At 68.9% G+C, this 25,287-nt stretch carries 22 protein-coding genes; 21 read left to right on the forward strand and 1 reads right to left on the reverse strand.

The genetic code is table 11. The features are described 5' to 3' along the window. Nucleotides 1-5: 5 nt before the first annotated feature. From LRM18_RS14795 to pncB, 15 genes are all read left to right on the forward strand, one after another. On the forward strand, nucleotides 6-1,859 hold the full coding sequence (locus LRM18_RS14795) for a S8 family peptidase (RefSeq protein ID WP_270954900.1): 1,854 nt from the start codon (nucleotides 6-8) through the stop codon (nucleotides 1,857-1,859). Between the two features lie 136 nt (nucleotides 1,860-1,995). After that, nucleotides 1,996-3,717 (forward strand): type II secretion system ATPase GspE, encoded by a 1,722-nt coding sequence (gspE, locus tag LRM18_RS14800; RefSeq protein WP_049464280.1) that lies wholly within the window; start codon nucleotides 1,996-1,998, stop codon nucleotides 3,715-3,717. Nucleotides 3,718-3,741: 24 nt separating this feature from the next. Continuing rightward, nucleotides 3,742-4,962 carry a type II secretion system F family protein gene (locus LRM18_RS14805; protein WP_032956504.1) on the forward strand — a complete coding sequence of 407 codons (1,221 nt, stop codon included), beginning with the start codon at nucleotides 3,742-3,744 and terminating at the stop codon, nucleotides 4,960-4,962. A 49-nt stretch (nucleotides 4,963-5,011) separates the two neighbouring features. Continuing rightward, complete coding sequence (gene gspG, locus LRM18_RS14810) at nucleotides 5,012-5,455, forward strand: type II secretion system major pseudopilin GspG (protein WP_049464282.1); 444 nt, start codon at nucleotides 5,012-5,014, stop codon at nucleotides 5,453-5,455. A 6-nt stretch (nucleotides 5,456-5,461) separates the two neighbouring features. Further along, the gene (locus LRM18_RS14815) at nucleotides 5,462-5,956 is read left to right on the forward strand and encodes a GspH/FimT family pseudopilin (protein WP_049464284.1); all 495 of its coding nucleotides are present in this window, start codon (nucleotides 5,462-5,464) and stop codon (nucleotides 5,954-5,956) included. Next, nucleotides 5,953-6,372, forward strand: a complete 420-nt coding sequence (locus LRM18_RS14820; RefSeq protein WP_270954901.1) for a prepilin-type N-terminal cleavage/methylation domain-containing protein — start codon at nucleotides 5,953-5,955, stop codon at nucleotides 6,370-6,372. The genes LRM18_RS14815 and LRM18_RS14820 overlap by 4 nt, the downstream gene beginning before the upstream one ends. Next, nucleotides 6,369-7,001, forward strand: coding sequence for a type II secretion system protein J (locus tag LRM18_RS14825; RefSeq protein ID WP_270954902.1), 633 nt, complete (start codon nucleotides 6,369-6,371; stop codon nucleotides 6,999-7,001). Before LRM18_RS14820 ends, LRM18_RS14825 begins: the two co-directional genes overlap by 4 nt. Next, entirely contained in the window at nucleotides 6,998-7,861 is an 864-nt protein-coding gene (locus LRM18_RS14830) for a general secretion pathway protein GspK (protein ID WP_064237626.1), read from the forward strand. Before LRM18_RS14825 ends, LRM18_RS14830 begins: the two co-directional genes overlap by 4 nt. Continuing rightward, nucleotides 7,858-9,003, forward strand: coding sequence for a PilN domain-containing protein (locus LRM18_RS14835; protein ID WP_049464292.1), 1,146 nt, complete (start codon nucleotides 7,858-7,860; stop codon nucleotides 9,001-9,003). The genes LRM18_RS14830 and LRM18_RS14835 overlap by 4 nt, the downstream gene beginning before the upstream one ends. Continuing rightward, the gene (gene gspM, locus LRM18_RS14840; protein WP_270954922.1) at nucleotides 8,984-9,691 is read left to right on the forward strand and encodes a type II secretion system protein GspM; all 708 of its coding nucleotides are present in this window, start codon (nucleotides 8,984-8,986) and stop codon (nucleotides 9,689-9,691) included. Before LRM18_RS14835 ends, gspM begins: the two co-directional genes overlap by 20 nt. Further along, the gene (locus tag LRM18_RS14845; RefSeq protein ID WP_057493409.1) at nucleotides 9,681-10,478 is read left to right on the forward strand and encodes a hypothetical protein; all 798 of its coding nucleotides are present in this window, start codon (nucleotides 9,681-9,683) and stop codon (nucleotides 10,476-10,478) included. Before gspM ends, LRM18_RS14845 begins: the two co-directional genes overlap by 11 nt. 9 nt (nucleotides 10,479-10,487) lie before the next feature. Continuing rightward, a complete protein-coding gene (gene gspD, locus LRM18_RS14850) occupies nucleotides 10,488-12,692 on the forward strand; it encodes a type II secretion system secretin GspD (protein WP_164688270.1) in 2,205 nt (734 codons plus the stop codon). A gap of 84 nt (nucleotides 12,693-12,776) precedes the next feature. Then, complete coding sequence (locus LRM18_RS14855) at nucleotides 12,777-13,613, forward strand: glycosyltransferase (protein WP_270954903.1); 837 nt, start codon at nucleotides 12,777-12,779, stop codon at nucleotides 13,611-13,613. An 11-nt stretch (nucleotides 13,614-13,624) separates the two neighbouring features. After that, nucleotides 13,625-14,464 carry a glycosyltransferase family 2 protein gene (locus LRM18_RS14860; protein ID WP_270954904.1) on the forward strand — a complete coding sequence of 280 codons (840 nt, stop codon included), beginning with the start codon at nucleotides 13,625-13,627 and terminating at the stop codon, nucleotides 14,462-14,464. Nucleotides 14,465-14,570: 106 nt separating this feature from the next. After that, nucleotides 14,571-15,752, forward strand: coding sequence for a nicotinate phosphoribosyltransferase (gene pncB, locus LRM18_RS14865; RefSeq protein ID WP_053462135.1), 1,182 nt, complete (start codon nucleotides 14,571-14,573; stop codon nucleotides 15,750-15,752). Between the two features lie 22 nt (nucleotides 15,753-15,774). Here the strand turns inward: pncB and LRM18_RS14870 are convergent, their stop codons facing one another. Further along, a complete protein-coding gene (locus LRM18_RS14870; RefSeq protein ID WP_049468305.1) occupies nucleotides 15,775-16,140 on the reverse strand; it encodes a hypothetical protein in 366 nt (121 codons plus the stop codon). A 459-nt stretch (nucleotides 16,141-16,599) separates the two neighbouring features. Between LRM18_RS14870 and LRM18_RS14875 the strand changes: the two genes are divergently transcribed. From LRM18_RS14875 to LRM18_RS14900, 6 genes are all read left to right on the forward strand, one after another. Then, entirely contained in the window at nucleotides 16,600-17,139 is a 540-nt protein-coding gene (locus tag LRM18_RS14875) for a fimbrial protein (protein ID WP_005415238.1), read from the forward strand. Between the two features lie 85 nt (nucleotides 17,140-17,224). Next, the gene (locus LRM18_RS14880) at nucleotides 17,225-17,953 is read left to right on the forward strand and encodes a molecular chaperone (protein ID WP_049468303.1); all 729 of its coding nucleotides are present in this window, start codon (nucleotides 17,225-17,227) and stop codon (nucleotides 17,951-17,953) included. Nucleotides 17,954-18,045: 92 nt separating this feature from the next. Then, on the forward strand, nucleotides 18,046-20,610 hold the full coding sequence (locus LRM18_RS14885) for a fimbria/pilus outer membrane usher protein (RefSeq protein ID WP_053462136.1): 2,565 nt from the start codon (nucleotides 18,046-18,048) through the stop codon (nucleotides 20,608-20,610). Continuing rightward, complete coding sequence (locus tag LRM18_RS14890; protein WP_057493413.1) at nucleotides 20,601-21,635, forward strand: fimbrial protein; 1,035 nt, start codon at nucleotides 20,601-20,603, stop codon at nucleotides 21,633-21,635. The genes LRM18_RS14885 and LRM18_RS14890 overlap by 10 nt, the downstream gene beginning before the upstream one ends. Nucleotides 21,636-21,901: 266 nt before the next feature. Continuing rightward, a complete protein-coding gene (wecB, locus tag LRM18_RS14895) occupies nucleotides 21,902-23,086 on the forward strand; it encodes a UDP-N-acetylglucosamine 2-epimerase (non-hydrolyzing) (RefSeq protein ID WP_064237632.1) in 1,185 nt (394 codons plus the stop codon). Then, entirely contained in the window at nucleotides 23,083-25,284 is a 2,202-nt protein-coding gene (locus tag LRM18_RS14900; protein WP_270954905.1) for a hypothetical protein, read from the forward strand. The genes wecB and LRM18_RS14900 overlap by 4 nt, the downstream gene beginning before the upstream one ends. Nucleotides 25,285-25,287 lie beyond the last annotated feature (3 nt).

The following is a 25,287-nucleotide window of genomic DNA, read 5'->3' on the forward strand; positions in this document are numbered from 1 at the left end:
TCGACGTGATCAAGAAGCAGAACCTTCGCATCAATGTGCTTGCCGCCGCCGTGCTGTCGATGACCGCGGTGGGTGCCGTCCACGCCGCCGGGTTGCCGACCCGTGAACCGGTGCGCCAGGCCAGCACCGCCGAGCCGGGCGCCGAGCGCATCATCGTCAAGTACCGTGCCGGCACCGCTGCGGCGGGCGACCGTTCGGCCAAGCTGTCCACCGTGCAGTCCGCGCTGACCCGCGCCAGCCTGTCCGGTGGCACCGCCCGCGCCAGCACGCTTGGCCCGCAGGTCGTGCGCAGGCTCGGCGTCGGTGCCGACCTGATCCGCCTGCAGGGGCGCCTGGCGCCTGCGGAACTGCAGCGCGTGCTGAAGGAACTGAAGGCCGACCCGGCCGTGCAGTACGCCGAAGCCGACGTGAAGCTGCGCCGCACCGAGCTGCGTGCCGGTGACGTGCAGCCGGCGCTGGCACCGAACGATCCGTACTACCAGCAGTACCAGTGGCACCTGCACAACGCCACCGGTGGCATCAACGCACCGTCCGCGTGGGATGTATCGCAGGGCGAGGGCGTGGTGGTGGCCGTGCTCGACACTGGCATCCTGCCGCAGCACCCGGACCTGGTCGGCAACCTGCTGGAAGGCTACGACTTCATCAGCGATGCCGAGACGTCGCGTCGTGCCACCAACGATCGCGTGCCGGGCGCGCAGGACTATGGCGACTGGGTCGAGAACGACAACGAGTGCTACACCGGCTCCGTCGCCGAGGACAGTTCCTGGCACGGTACCCATGTGGCCGGTACCGTGGCCGAGCAGACCAACAACGGCGTCGGCATGGCCGGCGTCGCGCACAAGGCCAAGGTGCTGCCGGTCCGCGTGCTCGGCAAGTGCGGTGGCTACCTCTCCGATATCGCCGACGCCATCACCTGGGCGTCCGGCGGCACCGTGGCGGGCGTGCCCGCCAATGCCAACCCGGCCGAGATCATCAACATGAGCCTCGGCGGCAGCGGCAGCTGTGACGGGACCTACCAGGACGCGATCAACGGCGCGATCTCGCGCGGCACCACCGTGGTGGTGGCCGCCGGCAACGAGACCGACAACGCATCCAAGTACCGTCCGGCCAGCTGCGATGGCGTGGTGACCGTCGGCGCCACCCGTATCACCGGCGGCATCACCTACTACTCCAACTACGGCACGCGCGTGGACCTGTCCGGCCCCGGCGGCGGTGGCAGCGTGGACGGCAACCCGGGCGGCTACATCTGGCAGTCCGGTTCGGATGCGGCCACGACCCCGCAGTCGGGCAGCTACAGCTACATGGGCATGGGCGGCACGTCGATGGCGTCGCCGCACGTGGCAGCGGTCGCTGCGCTGGTGCAGAGCGCGCTGATCGCCAAGGGCAAGGATCCGCTGGCCCCGGCGGCGATGCGCACGCTGCTGAAGGAGACCGCGCGTCCCTTCCCGGTCAGCATCCCGGCTGCCACCCCGATCGGTACCGGCATCGTTGATGCCAAGGCGGCGCTGGCCAAGGCGCTGGAAGAGCCGTGCACCGAGAACTGCGGGCCGGTGGCGACGCCGCTGACCAACAAGGCCGCCGTGGGGGGCCTGAACGGTGCGGCCGGCAGCAGCCGCCTGTACAGCTTCGAGGCGGCCGCCGGCGAGCAGCTCAGCGTGATCACCTATGGCGGTACCGGCAACGTCTCGGTCTACATCGCCCAGGGACGCGAACCGAGTGCCAGCGACAACGACGCCAAGTCGACCCGCCCTGGCACGTCCGAAACGGTGCGGGTGAACAAGCCGGTCGCGGGCACCTACTACATCAAGGTGGTGGGCGAAGCGGCATACAACGGCGTGAGCATTCTCGCCACGCAGTAAGCACCCGTTGTCGTAGTTGAACGGCCGACGCCCGTCACCCTGTGTGACGGGCTTCGTCTTTTTACGAAAGGTGGCCGCGGGGCAGCGGAAATCACGGCTTAACTGCTAAAGTCGGGCCGATTGACAGGAGAGTCATGTGAACGCGCTCGCTGCACCCGTTACCGACGACGCCGAAGGCCGCATTCTCGATGCGCTGCTGGCACGCGGCCGGCTCAAGGAAGGCGACCTGGCGCGCGCGCGGCCGCTGCATGCCGAGGCCGGCGGCAGCCTGCTGGGCCTGCTGGTGCGGCTGGGCCTGGTGTCTGAACGCGACCAGGCGCTGGCCAGCGCCGAAGTGCTGGGCCTGCCGCTGCTGGAGGGCAAGCAGGTGCCTGAAGCGCCGCCGCAGGCGCTGGCCGAGGGGCTGCCGCTGTCGCTGCGTTTCCTCAAGCAGTTCCACGTGTGCCCGCTGGAACTGGATGAACACGGGGTGCGGCTGTGGCTGGCCGATGCCCATGACGCCTATCCGCAGCAGGCCGTGCAGCTGGCGCTGGGGATCCCGGTGACGCCGGTGCTGGGCATGCGCGCGGAGATCGATGATCTGGTCGAGCGCTGGTTTGGCCAGGGGCGCAGCGCGATGGGGGCGATCGTGGAAACCGCCGATGGCGAGGGCGGTGCCGTCGACGATATCGAGCACCTGCGCGATCTTGCGTCGGAAGCGCCGGTGATCCGCCTGGTCAACCTGGTGATCCAGCGTGCGGTGGAGCTGCGCGCCTCGGACATCCATGTCGAACCGTTCGAGAGCCGGCTGAAGGTCCGCTACCGCGTCGATGGCGTGCTGGTGGAGGGCGAAAGCCCGCCGGCCAACCTCACTGCCGCGGTGATCAGCCGCATCAAGATCATGGCCCGGCTCAACATCGCCGAACGGCGCCTGCCGCAGGACGGCCGCATCATGCTGCGCGTGCAGGGCAAGGAACTGGACCTGCGCGTGAGCACCGTGCCGACCGCGCACGGCGAAAGCGTGGTGATGCGACTGCTCGACCGCGAGACAGTGGTGTTCGATTTCCATCGGCTGGGTTTCACCGACGCCTTCCTGCCGCAGTTCCGCAAAGTGCTGGAACAGCCGCATGGCATCCTGCTGGTGACCGGCCCGACCGGTTCGGGCAAGACCACCACGCTGTACACCGCGCTGAGCCAGCTCAACACCGCCGACGTCAAGATCATCACGGTCGAAGACCCGGTCGAGTACCAGATCGAGGGCATCAACCAGATCCAGGCCAAGCCGCAGATCGGCCTGGACTTCGCCAATGCGCTGCGCAGCATCGTCCGCCAGGATCCGGACATCATCATGATCGGTGAAATGCGTGACCTGGAAACCGCGCGCATTGCAATCCAGTCGGCACTGACCGGCCACCTGGTGCTGTCCACCTTGCACACCAACAATGCGGCCGGCGGTATCACCCGGCTGCTCGACATGGGCGTGGAAGACTACCTGCTCACCTCCACCATCAACGGCATCCTGGCCCAGCGCCTGGTACGCCGGCTGGAGCCGACCCACGCCGAGCGCTACGCAGCCTCGCCGGAGGAGATCGAACGGTTCGAACTGCGCCGCCTGCAGCCGCAAGGGCCGATCCATCTGTACCGCCCCAAGCCGTCTGCGCTGGCGCCGACCGGCTATCTGGGGCGTACCACCATCATGGAATTCCTGGTGATGAACGATGCGCTGCGGCGTGCGGTGATGCGTCGCGATGGCATGGGCGAGATCGAACGCATCGCCCGCGAGGCCGGCATGCGCACGATGTACGAGGATGGCCTGTCCAAGGCGCTGAGCGGGCAGACCACCATCGAGGAAGTGCTGCGCGTGACCGAGGAAAGCTGATGCGCGCAGGACGCCGGGGCTGACATGCCGAACTATCGCTACAAGGCGCTCAACCCGCATGGCGAGGTCTTCGACGGGCAGATGGAAGCGGCCAGCGAGGCCGAGCTGATCGCGCGCCTGCAGGACCAGGGCCACCTGCCGATGGAGACGCAGCTGGCCGACGCCGGCGCGATCGGCGGCAGCAGCTGGCGCAACCTGCTGCAGCAGCGCCCGCTGCAGGGTGCTGCATTGCTGCAGTTCACCCAGCAGTTGGCGACCCTGCTCGGTGCCGGCCAGCCGCTGGATCGCGCGCTGTCGATCCTGCTGGGCTTGCCCGAGGACGAACGGTCACGCCGCGCGATCACCGACATCCGCGACGTGGTGCGCGGCGGTGCGCCCCTGTCCACCGCGCTGGAACGCCAGCATGGGCTGTTCTCGCGCCTGTACGTGAACATGGTGCGTGCCGGCGAGGCCGGTGGCAGCCTGCATGAAACCCTGCAGCGCCTGGCCGACTACCTCGAGCGCAGCCGTGCGCTGCAGGGCAAGGTCATCAACGCACTGGTCTATCCGGCGATCCTGCTGGTGGTGGTCGGTGGCGCGCTGTTGTTCCTGCTCGGCTACGTGGTGCCGCAGTTCGCGCAGATGTACGAAAGCCTGGACGTGGCGCTGCCGTGGTTCACCAACGCGGTACTGCAGCTGGGCCTGTTCGTGCGTGATTGGTGGGTGCTGCTGCTGGTGGTGCCCGGCGTGCTGGTGCTGTTCTTCGAGCGCAAGGCGCGGCAACCGGCGTTCCGTCTGGCGCTGGATGGCTGGCTGCTGCAGCGGCGTGGCATCGGCCGACTCATCGGCGAGCTGGAAACCGCCCGGCTGGCGCGCACGCTGGGCACACTGCTGCGCAATGGCGTGCCGCTGCTGGGGGCACTGGGCATCGCGCGCAACGTGCTGGGCAACCGTGCGCTGGCCGCCGACGTCGAAACCGCCGCCGATGAAGTGAAGAACGGTGCCGGCCTGTCGCTGGCGCTGTCGCGCGGCAAGCGGTTCCCGCGCCTGGCGCTGCAGATGATCCAGGTCGGCGAGGAATCCGGCGCGCTCGATACCATGCTGCTGAAAGCCGCCGATACCTTCGAACAGGACAGCGCCCGGCGCATCGACCGCATGCTGGCGGCGATGGTGCCGGCGATCACCCTGGTGCTGGCCTCGGTGGTCGGTGCGGTGATCGTGGCCGTGCTGGTGCCGCTGTACGACCTGACCAATGCCATCGGTTGACGATGGCACGCTCCGCAACCCTGACACTCCGCAACTGAAAGGACCGTCCATGATTGCCAGTCGCCGACCGATCCGCCTTTCCTTCGCCGCCGCGCGCAACCAGTCGGGCATGAGCCTGCTGGAGATCATCATCGTCATCGTGCTGATCGGCGCGGTGCTGACCCTGGTCGCCAGCCGCGTGCTGGGCGGTGCCGACCGTGGCAAGGCCAACATCGCCAAGGCGCAGGTGCAGACCGTCGCCTCCAAGATCGACAACTACCAGATCGACACCGGCAAGCTGCCGGGCACGCTCAATGACCTGGTGACCGCGCCGGCCGGCGTCGGCGGCTGGCTCGGCCCGTACGCCAAGCCGGCCGACCTGAATGATCCGTGGGGCCACGCGCTGGAATACCGCGCACCCGGCGAAGGCCAGCCGTACGAGCTGGTCAGCCTGGGCAAGGATGGCAAGGCCGGTGGCAGCAGCGTCGACGCAGATATCCGCTATCAGCCGTAACCGCGCATGACGCCTTTCCTGCCGCGCCGGGTGCCGCACCCGCGCCTGCCCGGCAGGCGCGCGGCGGGCCTGTCGCTGCTGGAGATGCTGCTGGTGATCGCGCTGATCGCGGCGATCGGCCTGATCACCGCTGCCGGCCTGTCACGAGGGTTCGCCGGCATGCAGCTGCGCGGCGCCGGGAAGGACATCGCCAACCAGCTGCGCATGGTGCGCGCGCAGGCGATTTCCCGTGGTGAGCCGCAGCGCTTCGTGATCGAGCCGGCGCGGCGGCGCTGGGAGGGAGCCAACCAGCGCCAGGGCGAGGTGCCGGCACAACTGCAGGTGCAGTTCGAAGGCGCCGCGCAGCTGGCCACTGCACCGGGGCAGGGCGTGATCGAGTTCCATCCCGATGGCGGCTCCAGCGGTGGCCGCATCCGGTTGCAGCGCGACGGCGCCGAGTGGCGCATCGACGTCGGCTGGCTCACCGGCGAGGTCCGCTCCGGGCCCTGGCGGGCGCCATGAAGCGGCGCGCGCGTGGCTTCACCCTGCTGGAAGTGATCATCGCCTTCGCCCTGCTGGGCCTGGCGCTGACCCTGCTGTTGGGCAGCCTGTCCGGTGGCGCGAAACAGGTGCGTGACGCCGAACTGCGCACGCGCGCGGTGCTGCATGCACAGTCACTGCTGGCCCAGGCCGGCGTCGACTCGCCGTTGCAGGTGGGCAGCCAGCAGGGTGACTGGGAACAGGGGCGCTATCACTGGGAGCTGCAGGTCCAGCCGTGGGTCGAACCACGCGCCGGCAACGTCGTGCAGGCCACGTCACCGGGGACCCCATGGCTGGCCGAGCTGCAGCTGCAGGTGCGCTGGGGCGACAGCGAGCGCGAACAACTGCACTGGCGCAGCCTGCGCCTGTTGCCGCCCGACCTGGAGAACGCGCGATGAAGCAGCGCGCCGCGGGCTTCACCCTGGTCGAAGTGATGCTGGCGACGGTGCTGCTGGCTGGCGGCCTGGCATTGGCCTTTGCCAGCGTGCGCTCGGCGATGGCGGTCAGCCAGCGCGGCGAGCAGATCGCCGCCGAGAGCGAACGCATGCGCGCGGTCGAGTCGTTGCTGCGCAGGCAGCTGGCGGGTGCACTGCGCACCCCGCTGGAGGCCCCGGACCCCACCCGCGAACCGGTCTTCTTCCAGGGCGAAGAGCAGCGCATGTTGTTCGCCGCCGACCTGCCGGGCTACCTCGGCCGTGGCGGACCCTACCTGCACGCGCTGCAGGTGGACGGACGCGGTGGCCAACAGCGCCTGTTGCTGGACCTGGTGCTGCTGCAGCAAGGCGAGCGCATCGCCGAGAATCCGCCGCGCCCGCCGGAGGTGCTGGTGGAGAACCTGAAGTCGGTGCAGCTGCGCTACCGCGGCATCGATGCCAGCACCGGGCAGGTCACCGACTGGCTGCCGCGCTGGGACGACACCCGCCGCCTGCCGATGCTGGTGGAAATCCAGATCGAGCCGAACCGCGGCGCGCCGTGGCCGCCGCTGGTGGTGGCGCTGCGTGCCGGTGGCAGTGGAGGCGCACGATGAGCCGGCAGGGCGGGGCGGCACTGGTGCTGGTGCTGTGGCTGATCGCGTTGATGACGGCGCTGGTCGGTGCATTCGCGCTGAGCGCACGGGTCGAGCACCTGCAGCAGCGCGTGCTGGATGACGATGCACGCGGGCAGGAACGTGCGCGCGCCGGCCTTGAATATGCCCTGCTGCGGCTGTCGGCCGATCCGCAACGCGCGCCCTGGCGTGCCGATGGCCGTACCTACCGCTGGCAGTTCGACGACGCCAGCATCGAGATCAAGGTGCTGGACGAGAACGGCAAGATCAACCTGAATCTGGCCGATGCGGCGCTGCTGACCGCCTTCCTCAAGGCGCTGGGCGAAGACGATGCACAGGCCCGGCAGCTGGCCGGGGCGATCATCGACTGGCGCGACGAGGACAGCCTGCTGCAGCCGGGAGGGGGCGCCGAAGCGCAGGACTACGCCGCAGCCGGATTGCCCTACGGTCCCCGCAACAAGCGCTTCGAGACCCTGGGCGAGCTGCAGCGGGTACTGGGCATGCGCGGCCCGCTGTACCGGGCGATGCTGCCGCACCTGACCCTGTACAGCCGCCAGGCACGCCCGGATCCGCAGTTCGCCAGCGCACCGGTGCTGACCGCGCTGGGCCTGGATGCGGACAGTGTGATGGCGCAGCGCGCACAGCAGGAGCGTGATGCAGATTCCGCTGGCGGTACGACAACGCTTGCCAGCAGCAGCGGCACCTATAGTATCGAGTCCGGTGCCATCGACAGCAGTGGACGCAGGTCGGTGGTGCAGGCAGTGGTACGCAGTGGCTCGGGCGGGGTTCCCGGGCGGACTTACACAGTGCTTCGCTGGGAGCAGGGAATGACAGCAAGATGACGGCGTGGCAGGACAGTCTGCGGCAGGTGCAGGGCCGGATCGGCCCGGGCGCGGGCCGTTTCCTGCGCTGGTGGCGTCAGTCGCTGCTGGCCTGGGTGCCGGTGCGCTGGCAATGGGCGCTGGGCTGGGGTCAGGCACGCCTGCTGTTGCAGCAGCAGGGGGGCGAGCTGCAGGTCTGGCGCGAGGCCGGTGAGCGCCGCGAAGCGGTGGCGCGCCTGCCGTGGCCGCTGTCGCCGGCGGACCTGGACCGCGTGCTGGAGCCCCGCCTGCGTACTCTGCCGCGGGTGTGGCTGCTGCCGGCGACGGACGTCCTGCGGCGTACCCTGCGCCTGCCCGCCGCTGCGGCCGATCGCCTGCGCGCGGTGGTCGGTTTCGAGATCGACCGGCAGACGCCGTTCGAAGCGTCCCAGGTCAGCTATGACGTGCGTGAACTGGGCGCGGCCGGCGAAGGCCAGTTGCAGGTCGAACTGGTGGCATGGCCGTTGCGGCAGCTGGACGCATGGCGCAGTGGGGTGGGCCCGTGGGCCGACGCACTGGCCGGTGTCGATGCCATCGATGTGCAGGGCAACGTGCTGCAGGTGAACCTGCTGCCGCCCGCGCAGCGCCAGGTGCGTCCGGACCCGATGCGGCGCTGGAACCTGCTGCTGGCGGTGGCGGCAGCGGTGATGCTGGTGCTGGCAGCAGTGCAGCTGCTGGACAACCGCCGGGCTGCCGCCGACGCGCTGCGTGAGCAGGTCGAGCGCAGCGCGCGCAGTGCGCGTGGCGTGGCCAGCGAACGCGCGCAGCTGCAGGCGCTGATCGATGGTGCCGCGTTCCTGGAGAAACAGCGCAGCCAGCGCGCCGGTACCGTGGAAATCTGGAATGAACTGACCCGGCGCCTGCCGGAAGGCACCTATCTGGAAAAGCTGGCGATCGAGAACAACAACCTGCAGCTGATCGGCCTGAGCCGCGAGGCATCGCAGCTGGTGCAGCTGCTGCAGGATGCACCGCAGTGGCGCAAGGTCAACCTGACCGGGGTGCTGCAGGCCGATGGCGCCGCCAGTGGCCGTGACCGCTTCACCATGACCGCCGAGCTGCAGCCCTTGCCGGCCGCGGCACCGAGCCCGGAGGCGGCCGATGCCGATGCCAAGCGCACGCCGTGACCGCTGGCTGGCGCTGGCACTGCTGCTGGCCGTGCTCGGCGTGGCGTATCTGTTGCTGGTGCACCCATGGTTCACACAGCCGCTGCGTGCGATCGATGCCGATGTCGCCGCGCTGCGCGAGCGCGAGGCGCGCGTGCAGGCGCAGCTGCAGCAGCGGCCGCAGATCGAACAGCGCCTGCGTGCCACCCGCGAGGCATTGCAGCAGCGGCCGGGCTTCCTGCGCGAAGCCACGGCCGAAGCCGCTGCCGCCGCGCTGGGTGCCCGCCTGCAGGATGCCGTGGCGATGGCCAGCCCGGGCAACCGCAGCTGCACCATCAGTAACCGCACGCCGCTGGCCGACAACCGCCGCGATGCCGAGTTCGTGCGTGTCGCGATGCAGGTGCGGCTGCGCTGCGGCGTAGCCGAACTGGCCACCGTGCTGCACAGCCTTGAAACCGGCAGCCCACGCCTGTTCGTCGACAACCTCAACCTGATCGCGCAGCGTTTCCAGCAATCGCCGAATGAATCGGGGCTGGGCCTGGACGTGTCGTTCGAGCTGGCCGGCTACCTGCTACCGGGCGCCGCCGCCGACGGCGCGGCGACAACGCCTGCCGCAGCGCCCGCAGTGCTGCCTTCATCGGCCGAGGCGACCCCTGCGCCGCCGCCGGCCGCCCCGTCCGAAGGGCAGGAGGTGGCCGATGAAACGTGAACAGATCAGCCTGCGCACCGGCTTCCTGCTGGCATTGGCCGGTTGGGCCGCCGCCGTCTGGCTGGCCACCGGCTTCGGGCTGGGCAGCCATCTGCCCGGTGCCGGCGGTGATGCCGACGCCGCGCCTGCGCTGCCGTCATTGCCGCCGCTGGCGGCCGAGCGCATGGCCAGCGCCGACAGCTACAGCGCGATCGGCGAGCGCCCGCTGTTCGCCGAAGACCGCAGGCCGCGCCCGTACCTGCTGGGTGGCAGCGAACCTGCGGCCAGTGCCGCGCTGCGCCTGACCGGCGTGCTGTTGACCGGCGACTTCGGCATGGCCACCTTCACCACCGAGCAGAACCGCTCGCTGCGGCTGCGCCTCAACGGCGACGCCGTGGACGGCTGGCAGCTGGTGGCGCTGCAGCCGCGGCAGGCGACCGTGATCGGCCCCGGTGGCAACCAGGTCCTTGAACTGGCGGTATTCAACGGCCAGGGCGGAGAGCCGCCGACCGTGCTGCGGGGTGCCAATGGCGCGGTGCCGCCAGCGCCGGGCAGCGGGGCACCGCCACCGGTGCAGCCCCCCGCAGCGCCGGTCGCTGCACCGGGGGTCAGTGCACAGCGCGGTACCGGCAACGCCGCTGCCGCCGCCGCGCCGGCCGCACCCACGAACACGCCACCGGCCAACACCAACGGGCCCAGCGAAGCGCAGATGCAGGCCATCCGCGAACGCATCCAGGCCCGCCGTCGCCAGCTGCAGCAACAGCAGCAACAACCGTCGCCGCCCCCGGGCGATGGCACCAACCGATAGAGTGAATGCATGAACCTGCGTTTTCTTCCCTGGTCCTTTGCCCTCGCGCTGCTGGTCGGCTGCAGTACGGTGTCCGCGCCGCACGTGCAGCGCAACGGCAACCTGTCGCCCAGCGCCGGCGCCGGCCAGGCGGCCGATGGCGTCGCCGATGCCGCCCGCGAGAGCCAGGGCGCGCCGCAGGCGGTGATCCGCCGTGGCACCGGCACGATGATCAACCGTGAGGCCGCGCGCGCGCCGGCGCCGGCGCTGCATGGCGCCAGCACCGGCGAGGCCACCTTCAACTTCGAAGGCGAATCGCTGCATGCGGTGGTCAAGGCCATCCTCGGCGACATGCTGGGCCAGAACTACGTGATCGCACCGGGCGTGCAGGGCACGGTCACCCTGGCCACGCCCAAGCCGGTCTCGCCGGCGCAGGCGCTGAACCTGCTGGAGATGGTGCTGGGCTGGAACAACGCGCGCATGGTCTACAGCGGCGGGCGCTACAACATCGTCGCCGCCGACCAGGCCCTGGCCGGCACGGTGGCACCGAGCACCGCGCCGGCCGCCAGCGCGCGCGGCTTCGAGGTCCGCGTGGTCCCGCTGCAGTTCATTTCCGCCACCGAGATGAAGAAGGTGCTGGAGCCGTATGCGCGCCCCAACGCCATCGTCAACGTCGACAGCGGGCGCAACGTGATCACCCTCGGCGGTACCCGCGCCGAGCTGGAAAATTACCTGCGCACCGTCGAGATCTTCGATGTCGACTGGCTGTCGGGCATGTCGGTGGGCGTGTTCCCGATCCAGTCGGGCAAGGCCGAGCAGGTCGCTGCCGACCTGGAGAAAGTGTTCGGCGAGGAGAGCAAGACGCCCAGCGCCGGCATGTTCCGCTTCCTGCCGCTGGAGAACGCCAACGCCGTGCTGGTGATCACCCCGCAGGTGCGCTACCTGGACCAGATCCAGCAGTGGCTGGACCGCATCGACACCGCCGGCGGCAGTGCCCGCCTGTTCTCCTACGAACTGCGTTACATCAAGGCGCGCGACCTGGCCGAGCGCCTCAGCGAGGCCTTTGCCAGCAGTGGCAACCGGGGCGGTTCCAGCCCGGCCTCGCTCGCGCCGGGGGCGATCCCGTCGCAGCTGGGCAGTGACGGCGATCGTGGCATGGATACCACAAGCAGCACCCTGGGCTCGACGCTGGGCGGTACCAGTGGCAGCGGCGGCAGCGGCAATGGCAGCCTGAACCTGCCGCAGCGCCAGCCCGGCAACGTCAGCGTCAGCCTGGAAGTGGAAGGCGACCGCGTCGGCGTATCGGCGGTGGAAGAAACCAACACCCTGCTGGTGCGGTCCAGCCCGCAGGCCTGGCGCTCGATCCGCGAGGTGATCGAGAAGCTGGACGTGATGCCGCTGCAGGTGCACATCGAGGCGCAGGTGGCCGAAGTCGCGCTGACCGGCGACCTGAAGTACGGCGTGAACTGGTTCTTCGACAATGCCGTGGCCGGTCGCGCGCTCACCGGAGCCCTGGCGGGCCTGACCCTGCCGCCGGCTGCAGGTGGCTCGTGGAACACCTTCGCCGGCGGCGTCACCGGCAACGACGGCGTCGGCTGGGCCTTCACCGGCCACAACGCGGCCGCGGTGGTCAGTGCGCTGGACAAGGTGACCGACCTGCGCCTGCTGCAGACGCCGTCGGTGTTCGTGCGCAACAACGCCGAGGCCACGCTCAACGTGGGCGACAAGGTGCCGATCAACACCACCACGGTGAACACCGGCGTGGGCACCAGCACCTACAGCTCGGTGCAGTACATCGACACCGGTGTGATCCTCAAGGTGCGCCCGCGCGTGACCCGCGACGGCACCGTGTTCCTGGACATCGTGCAGGAAGTCAGCAGCGCCTCGGACGTGCCCGACAGCTGCAACCCCACCGAGCGCAACTGCAACCCGCGCATCTCGACCAAGAAGCTGTCCACCGAAGCAGCGGTGCAGAGTGGCGACACCATCATGCTGGCGGGCCTGATCACCGACTCGGCCACCGATGGCAGCAGCGGCATTCCGGGCCTGAGCAGGATTCCGGTGGTCGGTGCGCTGTTCGGGCAGAAGACGCGCACCAGCCGTCGTTCGGAGGTGATCGTGCTGCTGACGCCGACCATCGTCCGCAACAACCAGGAGTCGCGCAACCTGACCGACGAGTACAGCAAGCGCTTCCGTGCGATGGAGCCGCTGAACGCGCCGCGCGCGAAGAAATAAGGAGGTTACGGCCGGGCGGCGGGTGCAACCCGGCCGATACCCGCCCGGTGCTACGCTGTGGCCACCGACAACCACGGAGGCGGGATGGGGGCGATCGTGTTGTTGCCGCTGTGCGTGGACGATGCCGCGCTCGACCGCTGCTTGGCCGCGCTGGATGCCGGCACGGCGCCGGGCACCGCGGTCTGGCTGGCCGATGACGCGCAGACCGGGCCGCGTGCGCAGGCTGTGGTCGAACACTGGTTGGCACATACGCCGTTGCAGGCCGAATACACCCGGCGCGCGCGGCCACTGGGCGAAGTTGCCCATCTGGACGAAATGCTGCGCGCCTGCGATGGCCTGGACGTGGCCGTGCTCGCACCGGACAGCGTGCCCGCGCCGGGATGGCTGCAGCAGCTGCAGGACGCCTTCGCCCGCGATGCCTCCATTGCCACCGCGACGCCCTGGTGCAACGCCGGCGAGACTGCGGCCTGGCCACGGCTGGGCGAGATCAATCCCGAACCCCATGACCCCGCGGTGCTCGCGCAGACCTGCGCCGCGCTGCCGACGCTGCATCCGGAACTGCCTTCTGCAGTCACCCATGCGGTGCTGGTGCGCGGCAACGCGCGCCGTCGTGCCGGTGGCCTGGACGTGGAGAGCTATGCGGGCTGGAATGCCGCGCTGGTCGATCTCAGCCTGCGCATGGCTGGCCTGGGGTGGCGCAATGTGTTGTGCGAGACCGCCTTCGTCACCCGGGCAGGGGAGGCGGTCAGCCGCGACGGTGATCTGGAAGCGCTGGCGGCGCGCTGGCCGGCCTGGGTGCCGCGCCTGGCCGACTTCCTGATGCATGATCCGCTGCACGGGCTGCGTGCCGACCTGCAGCAGCGCATGCGGCAGGCGATAATGCCGCGGGAACAGGGCGACCTGTTCGTTCCGTCCGCGTAGGAGTTCCCCGTTTGAATGCAGCCATTGCCGCCATCGTCGTCACCTACCAGAGTGGCAGCACCATCGATGCCTGCCTCTCGCGGCTGCGCCAGGCAGAGGAGGTGGCCGAGATCCGGGTGATCGACAATGGTTCGCTGGACGGCACCCTGGACATCGTGCAGCGCCATGCCAGCCACGATGCGCGCGTACGCTTCGTCGGCAACCCGGACAATCCCGGCTTCGCCGCCGCCAACAACCAGGGCGTGGCCGACTCGCACAGCCCGTGGCTGGCCTTCATCAACCCGGACCTGATGGTCGAGCCGGGCACGCTGGCCGAGCTGCGCCGCCGGGCCGAAGCGCTGGGTGACTGCCTGCTGGGCGTCGAACAGGTGGACGAGCAGGGTCATGCCGACGAGGCGGTGCGTCGCCGCGATCCGGATTTCCTGATGATGCTGCGCTCGCCCGGCAAGGGCTCGAAGCTGGCGGTGGCGCGCGACCCGCACCAGGCACTGCAGCGGGTGCCGGCACTGTCCGGCGCGCTGTTGATGATGCCGCGCGCGCTGTTCGACCGTATCGGCGGCTGGGACGCGGGCTACCGGCTGCATGCCGAGGACCTGGACCTGTGCCGGCGCGCGCGCCAGGCCGGTGCGGTGGTGGCCGTCGCCAATGATCTGCAGGTTACCCATGTGCGCGGTGTCTCCAGCCGCTCGCGGCCGTTCTTCGTGGAGTGGCACAAGCACAGGGGGCTGTGGCGCTATTTCCAGAAGTTCGAAGCCGGGCAGCGTTCGCTGCCGGTGCGGGCTGCGGTGTGGGCCGCGATCTGGGCACACGCGCTGATGCTGGTGCCGCGCCTGCTGCGCAGGTCGCTGTAGCACCGGGCCCACGCGCGGCTCAGGCAACGCTCCAGCCGAGCGTGGCTCGGCCCTACGGAAGGCGGGCGCGCCCACGGTTCACTCCGCCGGGCGCATAATCCGCCCCATGCCTATCATCCAGTCCCTGCTCGACACCGATCTGTACAAGTTCACCATGATGCAGGCGGTGCTCCACCAGCACCCCGGCGCCCAGGTGCAGTACCGGTTCAAGTGCCGCACCCCCGGCATCGACCTGGCCCGTTACATCGACCAGATCGACGAAGAAATCGACCACCTGTGCAGCCTGCGTTTCAGCGACGCGGAACTGGACTACATGCGCGGCCTGCGCTTCGTGAAGCCGGACTTCGCCGATTTCCTCGGCCTGTTCCATCTGGACCGCAAGTACATCCAGCTGCGCGCGTCGACGGCCGTGCCTGGCGAGATCGAGCTGGACATCACCGGCCCGTGGCTGCACACCATCCTGTTCGAAGTGCCGCTGCTGGCGATCATCAACGAAGTGTGGTTCCGCAACACCACCACGGCCGACTTCGCCGAAGGTGAGCGCCGCCTGCAGGCCAAGGCCGCGCTGCTGCGCGATACCCCCGGCTTCGAGCAGTGCCGCATTGCCGACTATGGCAGCCGCCGCCGCTACTCGCGTGACTGGCATGCCCGCCTGCTGCCGCTGCTGCGCGACGCCCTCGGCCCGCAGCTGGTCGGCACCAGCAACGTGCACTTCGCCCGCCTGTACGGCATGACCCCGCACGGCACCATGGCGCACGAGTACCTGCAGGCATTCCAGGCACTGGGCCCGCGCCTGCGGGATTCGCAGGTGGCGGCGCTGGAATCGTGGGCGCGCGAATACCGTGGCGACCTCGGCATCGCGCTGTCCGACGTGGTGGGCCTGGACGCGTTCCTGCGCGATTTCGACATGTATTTCTGCAAGCTGTTCGACGGCGTGCGCCACGACTCCGGCGATCCGTTCGACTGGGGCGACCGCATGCTGGCGCACTTCCAGCAGCGCCGGGTTGATCCGCGCAGCAAGGTGCTGGTGTTCAGCGACGGGCTGGACATTGCCAAGGTGATGCGCCTGTACGATTACTTCCGCGGGCGCTGCCAGGTCGCGTTCGGCGTCGGCACGCACCTGACCAATGATCTGGGGCCGACGCCGCTCAACATCGTCATCAAGATGGTCCGCTGCAATGGCCAGCCGGTGGCCAAGCTCAGCGATTCGCCGGGCAAGAGCATGTGCGACGACCCGGGTTACCTGGCCTACCTGCGCCAGGTCTTCGAGCTGCCTCAGCCGGCGTAACGCCGCCGGCCCTCAACGGCGCTTACAGGTAGTCGACCACCACCAGGTAGGCGCCCTGCAGCGGCTGCTGCTTGGCGGCCTGCACGCTGTAACGTTCGGAGAAGGCGATATCGCCGGCGCGCATCGCGCTGGCCGACACCGACAGCTTCTGGCCCTGGCGCTTGCCATCGCGCAGCGTCGCGGCCTGGCCATCGGCCAGCGCCGTCACGGCCACCGTCGAGCCCTTGGCCGATGGCGGGCACGCGGCCAGGCTCAGCTCACCCTGGGACAGGTTCGTCGTGCAGCCCGGCTCGGCGATGCGGCCGCTGAAACGGATGCTGCCACTGCTGGCCTGGGCCAGCGCACTGACGGACATCAGGGCCACGCACAGCAGAATGGAGTTCCTCATGACACGTTCTCTGGTTCGGTGTGTCCTAGTTAGCGACAGGTTCGATCAGCCTTTAATAGGACGATTCCGAATCTGCTAGGGCCATCACCAAGAAAGAGTGATGCGCATCAAACAAAGCGATTTCCGCCTGAAAAAAGCCTGTTTTCGCGCATGCCGAACGCGTCAGCCATTGCGTCATTTACGGTCGCTTGTGCCCCGCCCATGGCTGCGTCAATTCTCCCGCGCGCCCAGGGACGCGATTTCGCCTATCACGTCACATTTGGAGCGTCAATAAATCGTCGTTCAGAAAAATAGTGAGACTTTCATCACAGTTGCGCATATACTTGCGTCACGGATTCAGGGAGAGGTACGTCCGAGTCCGGCCACAGGTGAGACGCAAGGATGGGTCTTGTTAGCCCGGCAGTGCTCCTTGCTTCCTCCTCTACTTCTCATCTCTTCAGTAGGGTTAGGTAAAAGCGAATGCACAAGATCAACCTCATTGCCGCTCTGATGCTGGCCGCCGCTCCGCTGGCCGCCAACGCCGCCGACGGCACCATCACCTTCAATGGCAAGGTGACCGACAAGACCTGCACCATCTCGACCCCGGGCGGCAAGGACTTCGCCGTGACCCTGCCGACCGTGTCCAAGAACACCCTGGCCACCGCCGGTGCCGTTGCGGGCCGTACCCCGTTCGCCATCAACCTGACCAAGTGCAGCGCCGGCAACGTCGCCACCTACTTCGAGCCGGGTTCGACCGTTGACTTCAACAGCGGCCGTCTGGTCAACCAGGCGTCGGCCAACGCCGCCACCAACGTGCAGCTGCAGCTGCTGGGCTCGAACAACCAGTTCCTGCCGATCAAGGCTGCTGGCGCTGGCCTGGCCCAGACCAACTCGCAGTGGGTCACCGTCGGCACCGACGGCTCGGCCGACCTGAACTACTACGCTGAGTACTACGCCACTGCCGCCGCCACCCCGGGCGACGTCACCAGCAGCGTCAAGTACACGATCATCTACAACTGATCGCAGTCGTGCCCGCACTGGCCGGCGTTCGCGCCGGCCGGTGTTCCGCGGCCCCTGGCCACACCCCTCGAGCGTAGTACTTCCGATGAAAGCACTCTTTCCCCGGGCGCTGCTGCTGGCAGCGTTCACGCTGCCCTTCTGCCAGAACGCACTGGCCGGCGTGGTGGTCAATGGCACGCGGGTGATCTACCCGGCGCAGGCGCGCGAAGTCACCGTGCAGGTGGACAACGTGGGCGACTCGCCCGCACTGGTCCAGGCCTGGATCGACAGTGGCGACGCCAACCAGACCGCCGACACCAGTGATGCCCCGTTCGTGCTGACGCCGCCGATCGCGCGCGTCGAACCGGGCCGCAGCCAGGCGCTGCGCCTGATCTTCTCCGGCGCGCAGCTGCCGACCGATCGCGAGACCGTGTTCTGGCTCAACGTGCTGGACGTACCGCCGTCGCCGGACAACGCCGACAGCGGCGACCAGAATTACCTGCAGGTCGCGTTCCGTTCGCGACTGAAGCTTTTCTACCGTCCGCAGGGGCTGAAGGGCGTCGCCAACGACGCACCGGCAGCGCTGCGCTGGACCCGCGCCGGCGACCGCCTGCGGGTGGACAACCCGAGCCCCTTCCACGTCACCCTGGCCGAAGTCCATGCCGTGACCGGCAGCAGTGAAAAGGCGGTCGAGGACAAGGGCGCGATGGTCGCGCCGAAGCAGAGCCTGGAGTTCGCCGCACCGGCGGGCACGCAGCAGGTGCGCTTCATCACCATCAATGATTACGGCGGCCGGGTCGAGCACACCGTCCGCCTCGACAGCACCGGGGGCTGAACGCGCCGCGCCGGCCATGGGCCTGCGCATCCCGCCACCGCCGCCGTGCGGCGAATTGAAGGAATGTCAGTGTGATCGGAAACAGATTGACATTGTCGATCCATCAGGCGCTTTGCCTGTTGGTTGTTGGCGCGGCCTGCCCAGGATGGGCGTTGGCGGCACCGGCCAATCTCGGCGAACAGGCGCTGATGGCGCAGAGCGGTGCGGCCACTGCGCGTGCACCGGAATCGGCCCAGTTCAATTCCAGCTTCCTGTCCGGCCAGGCCAAGCAGGTCGACCTGGCCGCCTTCAGCAACGGCAACCCGATGGTGGCCGGCAATTACCGCGTCGATGTCTACGTCAACGGCGCCTGGCAGGGCCGCCGCGACCTTCAGTTCAAGGCCGATGCACAGGGGCGCGTGGACGCGTGCCTGCCGCTGCCGATGCTGGAAGAAATGGGCGTGGACAGCGAGGCCGTGCTGCTGCAGCAGGACCCGACGCTGCCGACCGACACCACCAGCTGCGTGCCGGTGCAGCAGCGCATGGCCAACGCCTACGGTGTCTATGACAGCGGCAACCTGCGCTACGACCTCAGCATTCCGCAGGTGTTCCTGCGCCGTGAGGCGCGCGGCTACGTCAACCCGGCGCTGTGGGACCGCGGCATCAATGCCGGCTTCGTCGGCTACAGCTTCAATGCCATCGACAGCAACAGCCGCGTCGAAGGTGGCCAGCGCAACCGCAGTGCCTATCTCGGCCTCAATGCCGGCCTGAACCTGGGCGGCTGGCAGTTCCGCCACGATTCCAACCTGACCTGGTCCGAGGGTGACGGCCGCCATTGGCAGAGCATCGCCACCTACGCACAGCGCGGCATCCCGCAGGTGCGCGGCATGCTCACCATCGGTGAGGCCTACACCACGGGCGAGCTGTTCGACTCGATCGGCTACCGCGGTGCCAGCCTGGCCAGCGACGACCGCATGCTGCCCGATTCGCTGCGCGGCTACGCGCCGGTGGTGCGCGGCATCGCCGAGACCAATGCGCGCATCGAAGTGCGCCAGAACCAGCAGCTGATCTACTCCTCCACCGTCTCGCCGGGCAGCTTCGTCATCGACGACCTGTACCCGACCGGCTACGGCGGCGACCTGGAAGTGAGCGTGATCGAGGCCGATGGCCGCCGCCGCGAATTCAAGGTGCCGTTCGGCTCGGTGCCGCAGATGCTGCGTGAGGGCGTGTCGCGCTACTCGCTGACCGCCGGCCAGGTGCGCAACAAGCTGCTGGCCGACGAGCCGTGGCTGGTGCAGGGCACCTACCAGCGCGGCATCGGCAACCAGCTGACCCTGTACGGCGGCAGCGCGCTGAGCGATGGCTACCTGTCGCTGCTGTACGGTGTCGGCCTGTCGACCCGGGTCGGCGCGTTCGCTGCCGACGTCACCCATGCGCGTACCTCGTTCGACCACTACGGCAGCCACACCGGCGCCAGCGTGCGGCTGAGCTACAGCAACATGATCGGCGAGACCGGCACCAACCTGACCCTGGCCGCCTACCGGTACTCGACCGAAGGCTTCTACAGCCTGCAGGACGCCCTGTATGGCCGTGATTCGGACGCGCGCGGCATCGATCCGACCACCCGTGGCCGCCAGCGCAGCCAGTTCCAGGTCACCCTGAACCAGCCGCTCGGCCGCCGTGGTGGTGCGCTGTACGTGACCGGTTCGGTGCGTGACTTCTACGACCGTTCCGGCACCTCCAAGCAGTACCAGGTGGGCTACAACAACGCCTGGCGTTCGGTGAACTACGGCTTCTCGGCGCTGCGCACCGAAGAGGGCGTGCTCGGCCGTTCCGATACCCAGTACCTGCTGTCGATGAGCGTGCCGCTGGGCCGGGGTACCCACCCGGTGTCGTTCAGCGCCGATCTGGGCATGCGCGATCGTGGTGGCTACGACAACAGCCGCGTCGGCATCACCGGTTCGGCCGGCGTCGACAACAACTTCAGCTACGGCGTGGCCCTGTCCGATTCCCGCGAGGGTGGCACCACCGCGGTCGGCAATGCCGAGTACCGCAGCCGCTACTCCGCGTTGAACGCCACCTACAGCCACTCGCGTGATTTCCGCCAGGCGTCGGTCGGTGCCAACGGCAGCGTGGTCGTGCATCCGGGTGGCTTCACCTTCACCCCGCAGCGGGGCGACACCATGGTGCTGGTCGAAGCACCGGGCGCGCGCGATGCGATCGTCAGCAATGCCCCGGGCCTGCGCGTCGATGGCCGCGGCTATGCGGTGGTGCCGTACGTGTCGCCGTACCGCCTCAACACCGTCACCCTCGACCCGCAGGGCATGGCCCACGACGTCGAACTGGAAAGCACCAGCCAGTCGATCGCACCGTTTGCCGGCGCCATCAGCTACCTGCGCTTCGATACCCGCAAGGGCAACGCGCTGCTGATCCAGGTACGCAACCCGGATGGCCGCAGCATGCCGTTCGGTGCGCAGGTCAAGGACGAGCAGGGCCAGCCGGTGGGCATGGTCAGCCAGGGCGGTCGCCTGTACGTGCGCAGTGAAAAGAACCAGGGCCGCCTGCTGGTGGAGTGGGGCGCCGGTGCCGAGCAGCGCTGCACCATCGATTACCAGGTTCCGGCGGGCGCCGATGCGTCCAAGACCGGCTTCATCCCGCTGGAGGCAGCATGCCGATGATCTCTTCCCGTGGCCGCACGCTGCTGGCCGCCTTGACCGTGATGGGGGGCGTGCTGCTGGCGCAGCAGGCCAGTGCATCGTGCCGCATCCAGAACAGCTGGTTCGTGGCCCAGGACGTAACCATGGACATGGGGCAGATCGTGATCCTGCCCAGCACGCCGGTCGGCGGCGTGATCAAGGAGATCAGCGAGCCGATCAACCAGCAGAACAGCGTGGCGCGCTGCGACTGGTCCGGCGGGCGTTCGATCGGTGAGTACGTCAATGCCGCGCAGAAGCGTCCGGTGGCCGGGTTCTCGAACGTCTATGAAACCGATGTGGCGGGCGTGGGCATCCGCCTGTACCGCGACTCCGGCGCGATCCAGACCTACTATCCGCACACCATCAACTTCGCCAGCAACAGCACCATCTCGCTGGTGGGAGGCACGTTCCGCATCCAGCTGATCAAGACAGCGGCACAGACCGGCTCGGGCGTGATCGCACCGAACGGTCGCTTCACCACGTATTACTTCGACGGTGATGGCGCCGGTCGCCCGGTGCTGACCTCCACCTTCAAGGGCTCGGGCACCACCGTGGTCAGCCCGACCTGCGAAGTGCAGGCCGGCAGCCGCAACATCGCCGTCGACTTCGGCAGCGTGCCCAACACCACCTTCACCGGTGTCGGTTCCAGGGCCGTCGACCGCGATTTCGAGATCCGGCTGAACTGCCAGGGCAGCAATGTCGCCGCCTACCAGAGCAAGATCGGCATCCGCCTCGATGCCGACCAGGACAGCTCGAACATGCCGGGCGTGCTGAAGCTCAGCGCGGCTGCCAACAGCGCGACCCGCATCGGCATCCAGATGGTCCAGCGCGATGGCACCACCGAGCGCGAAGTGCGCTTCGGCCAGACCATCAACGTCGGCACCACGGCGCCGGGGACCAGCGTCATGGCGCTGCCGCTGCGCGCGCGCTACGTGCAGACCCAGGCTGGCACGGTCGGTGCTGGTGTCGCAAACGGCCAGGCCACGTTCACCATCCAGTACGAGTAAGGCCGCCCCGGCGGCTGCCCTTGCTGCGTTCCACCGCAACGTCGCCCGGCTCACGGGCGGCGTTGACTGCGTCTTGATCTTCCAACGATGAAGATCAGTGCCACGACGCACGTACCATCAATCGAATGTGATGTACGTCGCGATTTTGGAGTTTCCTCATGAGGTGACCGTCTCCTGCCTGCGGGCATTGGACGGTAACGCCGAAAGGATCCAGACGTGGCTACAGCTCCTGGCATTCTCCAGCACCGTCCTTCCGGAGCACCCCGGTGAAGGTCCTGTCGGTGTTCGGCACCCGACCGGAAGCAATCAAGATGGGGCCGCTGGTGCGCGCCCTGGCCCAGGCCGCGGACATCGAATCGGTGGTCTGCATCACCGGCCAGCACCGCGCGATGCTCGACCAGGTGATGTCGCTGTTCGAGATCACCGCCGACCATGACCTCGACGTCATGGTGCCCAACCAGACCCTCAATGGCCTGTGCGCCCGGCTGCTCGAGCGGCTCGATGCGCTCTACACGCAGGTCCGCCCCGACTACGTGCTGGTGCACGGCGATACCACCACGGCGATGACCGCCGCCCTGGCCGCGTTCCACCACCGCATCCCGATCGGCCATGTCGAGGCCGGCCTGCGCACCGGCGACATCCACCGGCCCTGGCCGGAGGAGATGAACCGGCGGGTGATCGATGTGGTCGCCCAGCAGCTGTATGCGCCCACCCCGGGCTCGCGTGCCAACCTGGCCCGTGAACACCTGGGTGGGCAGGTCCTGGTCACCGGCAACACCGTCATCGATGCCCTGCAGCAGACCGTGCAGCGCCTGGATGCTGATCCGGCACTGCGTGCCCGGGCCGACGAACCCTTCCACATGCTCGACCCCGGGCGCCGCCTGCTGCTGGTCACCGGCCATCGCCGCGAGAGCTTCGGCCAGGGCTTCGAGGACATCTGCCGTGCGCTGGCCGAACTGGCCCGGCGGCCGGACCTGCAGGTGCTGTACCCGGTGCACCTCAATCCGAACGTGCAGGGACCGGTCAATGCCCACCTCGGCACGCTCGACAACGTGCACCTGGTGCCGCCGCAGGATTACCTGCGCTTCGTGCGCCTGATGCAGCGCGCCGACGTCATCCTCACCGACTCCGGTGGCGTGCAGGAGGAAGCGCCGGCCCTGGCCAAGCCGGTGCTGGTGATGCGCGACGTCACCGAGCGCCCCGAGGCGGTCGAGGCCGGTGTGGTGACGCTGGTCGGCACCACGCCCTCGCGCATCGTCGCGGGCGTCAATGCGGCACTGGCCCAGCCACCGCAGCCGACCCGCTTCGACCCCGATGCCAGTCCCTACGGTGATGGCCGCGCCAGCGCGCGCATCGTCGCCGCGCTGCGCGGCATGCCCCTTCCCGAGTTCACGCCCGGTCTCCGCAGTGGCGGTGCCGCCCAGCCCCTTCCGCATGAAGTGACGCCATGACCCCGACCGGCCGCTCCCCCCTGTTTGCCTCCGCCGCTGCGTTCGTCCTGTCGGGCGTGGTCGGTACTGCCCATGCCGCTGACACCGTCGCCGGCCAGTTCACCGAATGGAGCAGCGACAGCACGGTGAACCGGCAGATGACCCTGCGCGAACTCGGTTTCCGCCAGCCACTGGTGCTGAGCGGGCAGGAAAGCCAGCGCGAGGTCTACCTGCCGGTGCCGGCCGGAGTCGCCACCCGTGACGCGCAGCTGCAGCTGGATGGGCGCTATGTACGCGGCCACGCCGGGCGCACCTCGGGGTTGTGGTCGGTCGATGGCGACCCGATCGCGGCGCGTTCGATCACCGATGCGCAGGGCGATGCCAGCCAGTTGCTGGCCATCGACGGCGAACCCCGCCAGAGCGGCTTCGTGCGCGTCGGCATCGGCTGGTGGTCGATCGTGTCCGATTACCAGTGCGCCGACCAGAGCGCGCCGGCCAACGTGCTGCGGCTGTCGCCGGACTCGCGTTTCAGCTACCGCTTCGACGGCCGCGCCGTGGATACCGTGGCCAAGGCCTGGGGGGCGCTGCCACCGCGGGTGCGCCTGCTGGTGGATGGCAAGGCGCTGCAGGCACCGGCCTACGATGCGGCCTGGCGCATCGGTACCGCGTTGCAGGCCGGCGGCAAGCAGGTGCAGGTGGTGGCCCTGCCCACGATCGGTGACAGCGTCGACCTGGCCGGTATCAGCATCCCGGCCAGCCTGCAGGGCGTGCCGGCCTACGCCGCGCTGGCCACGGGTGAGCGCGCGCATGCGATCAGGGATCTGGCCGAAGTAGGCGCGCTGCTGACATTGCGCGACAGCGGGCCGTTGGCTGCCGATGTGATGATCGGCAGCGATGCACTGCGCGCCGGCGTGCGCGCGGCGCTGGATGCGCTGGGCGCGCAGGTCGGCGCAGCCGGTGCGGATGCAGGCAGCGCGTTCGCCGCGTGGCGCGCGGGTGGCATGGCGGGCCTGGAAAAGCCCGCAGCCACTGCCTCGGTCGGCGTGGTGGCCGTTGCCGGGCGTCCGACGCTGGTGGTCGATCCGGCGGCGGCGGGCAAGGTCGCCGGGCTGCTCGCCGAGCAGTGGCGCAGCTATGCACTGGGCCGCAGCCTGCAGGTCAGCGCAGCGGGCACGCCCAAACTGGACGGCGACCAGGTGCTGCTGAGCCGGCTCGGCAACATCGCCGGCACCATGGATGTGGTGACCCGCGCCGACCGCAGCGCCAGCTTCGACCTCGGCGCACTGTCGGCCGATGGCCGCCTGCCCGAGCAGGTGGTGATCGATGTCTCGGCGGCCCCCAACGCGGCCGGGCAGGGCGCGGTCGCCACGATCTACCTCAACGATTACCTGCTGGGCGGCAAGGTGCTGTCGGCCAACGGCCAGCCGCAACGCCTGGTGGCCAAGGTGCCGGCCTACGCGCTGTCGGCACGCAACGAGATCCGCGTCAGCTTCCTGCGCCAGCCGGCGCGTCCCTACTGCCACGATCCGGCCACGGGCTATCCGGTCTCGATCCTGCCCAGCAGCCATCTGACCCTGGCCAAGCGATCGCTGGGCAATGATTTCGTCGGTGCCAGCAGCCAGCTGTCGCGCGGTAACCAGGTGTTCGTGCCCGGCGCGTGGCTGCAGGACGCGCCGGCCTCGCTGGGCAAGGTCATCGCCGTGGCCAGTGCAGTGGGCGCCTCGCCGGAAGCGTCGGAACTGAAGGTGGTCGACGCCGGTGCCGCCGTCAGCCCGGGTGCGCCGTGGCTGGCCTTCGCCGTGGCGCCGGCCGGGGTTGATGTGGCCGGCCTGAAGGACGGCCACCTGCGGGTCGGTGGCACGTCGCAGCCGTTGCTGGATGTCAGCGGCCTGGATCGCGCCGCCGTGGTGCAGGTGGGCACCTCCGGCGGCCAGCTGGGCGTGCTGTACAGCGACCTGGGCGCACAGGCACCGTCGTTCGGCGCACCGTTCCGGCTGCTGAAGGGCGACCTGGCCGTGCTCGACGGCAGTGACGCCGTGCGCGAATTCGACCGCCAGGATCCCTATGGCACGCGTGTCGCGCAGGACGGCAACCCGCAATCGAAGTGGGAACGGCACATGGTCTGGTTGCTGCTGCTGGTCGGCGTGATCGTGTTCGCGCTGCTGGCCGCCCGCGTCACCCAGGTGCGCCGCCGCAAGTCCGCCAACGCAGGGCACTGATCC

Source organism: Stenotrophomonas sp. PI_27, assembly GCF_027854495.1.
Classification (GTDB): domain Bacteria; phylum Pseudomonadota; class Gammaproteobacteria; order Xanthomonadales; family Xanthomonadaceae; genus Stenotrophomonas; species Stenotrophomonas pavanii.

Coding starts and splice junctions, on each gene's coding strand:
- LRM18_RS14805 (WP_032956504.1), top strand. CDS start 3,742: ATGCCGAACTATCGCTACAAGGCGCTCAACCCGCATGGCGAGGTCTTC.
- gspG (WP_049464282.1), top strand. CDS start 5,012: ATGATTGCCAGTCGCCGACCGATCCGCCTTTCCTTCGCCGCCGCGCGC.
- LRM18_RS14815 (WP_049464284.1), top strand. CDS start 5,462: ATGACGCCTTTCCTGCCGCGCCGGGTGCCGCACCCGCGCCTGCCCGGC.
- LRM18_RS14820 (WP_270954901.1), top strand. CDS start 5,953: ATGAAGCGGCGCGCGCGTGGCTTCACCCTGCTGGAAGTGATCATCGCC.
- LRM18_RS14825 (WP_270954902.1), top strand. CDS start 6,369: ATGAAGCAGCGCGCCGCGGGCTTCACCCTGGTCGAAGTGATGCTGGCG.
- LRM18_RS14830 (WP_064237626.1), top strand. CDS start 6,998: ATGAGCCGGCAGGGCGGGGCGGCACTGGTGCTGGTGCTGTGGCTGATC.
- LRM18_RS14835 (WP_049464292.1), top strand. CDS start 7,858: ATGACGGCGTGGCAGGACAGTCTGCGGCAGGTGCAGGGCCGGATCGGC.
- gspM (WP_270954922.1), top strand. CDS start 8,984: ATGCCAAGCGCACGCCGTGACCGCTGGCTGGCGCTGGCACTGCTGCTG.
- LRM18_RS14845 (WP_057493409.1), top strand. CDS start 9,681: ATGAAACGTGAACAGATCAGCCTGCGCACCGGCTTCCTGCTGGCATTG.
- gspD (WP_164688270.1), top strand. CDS start 10,488: ATGAACCTGCGTTTTCTTCCCTGGTCCTTTGCCCTCGCGCTGCTGGTC.
- LRM18_RS14855 (WP_270954903.1), top strand. CDS start 12,777: ATGGGGGCGATCGTGTTGTTGCCGCTGTGCGTGGACGATGCCGCGCTC.
- pncB (WP_053462135.1), top strand. CDS start 14,571: ATGCCTATCATCCAGTCCCTGCTCGACACCGATCTGTACAAGTTCACC.
- LRM18_RS14870 (WP_049468305.1), bottom strand. CDS start 16,140: ATGAGGAACTCCATTCTGCTGTGCGTGGCCCTGATGTCCGTCAGTGCG.
- LRM18_RS14875 (WP_005415238.1), top strand. CDS start 16,600: ATGCACAAGATCAACCTCATTGCCGCTCTGATGCTGGCCGCCGCTCCG.
- LRM18_RS14880 (WP_049468303.1), top strand. CDS start 17,225: ATGAAAGCACTCTTTCCCCGGGCGCTGCTGCTGGCAGCGTTCACGCTG.
- LRM18_RS14890 (WP_057493413.1), top strand. CDS start 20,601: ATGCCGATGATCTCTTCCCGTGGCCGCACGCTGCTGGCCGCCTTGACC.
- LRM18_RS14900 (WP_270954905.1), top strand. CDS start 23,083: ATGACCCCGACCGGCCGCTCCCCCCTGTTTGCCTCCGCCGCTGCGTTC.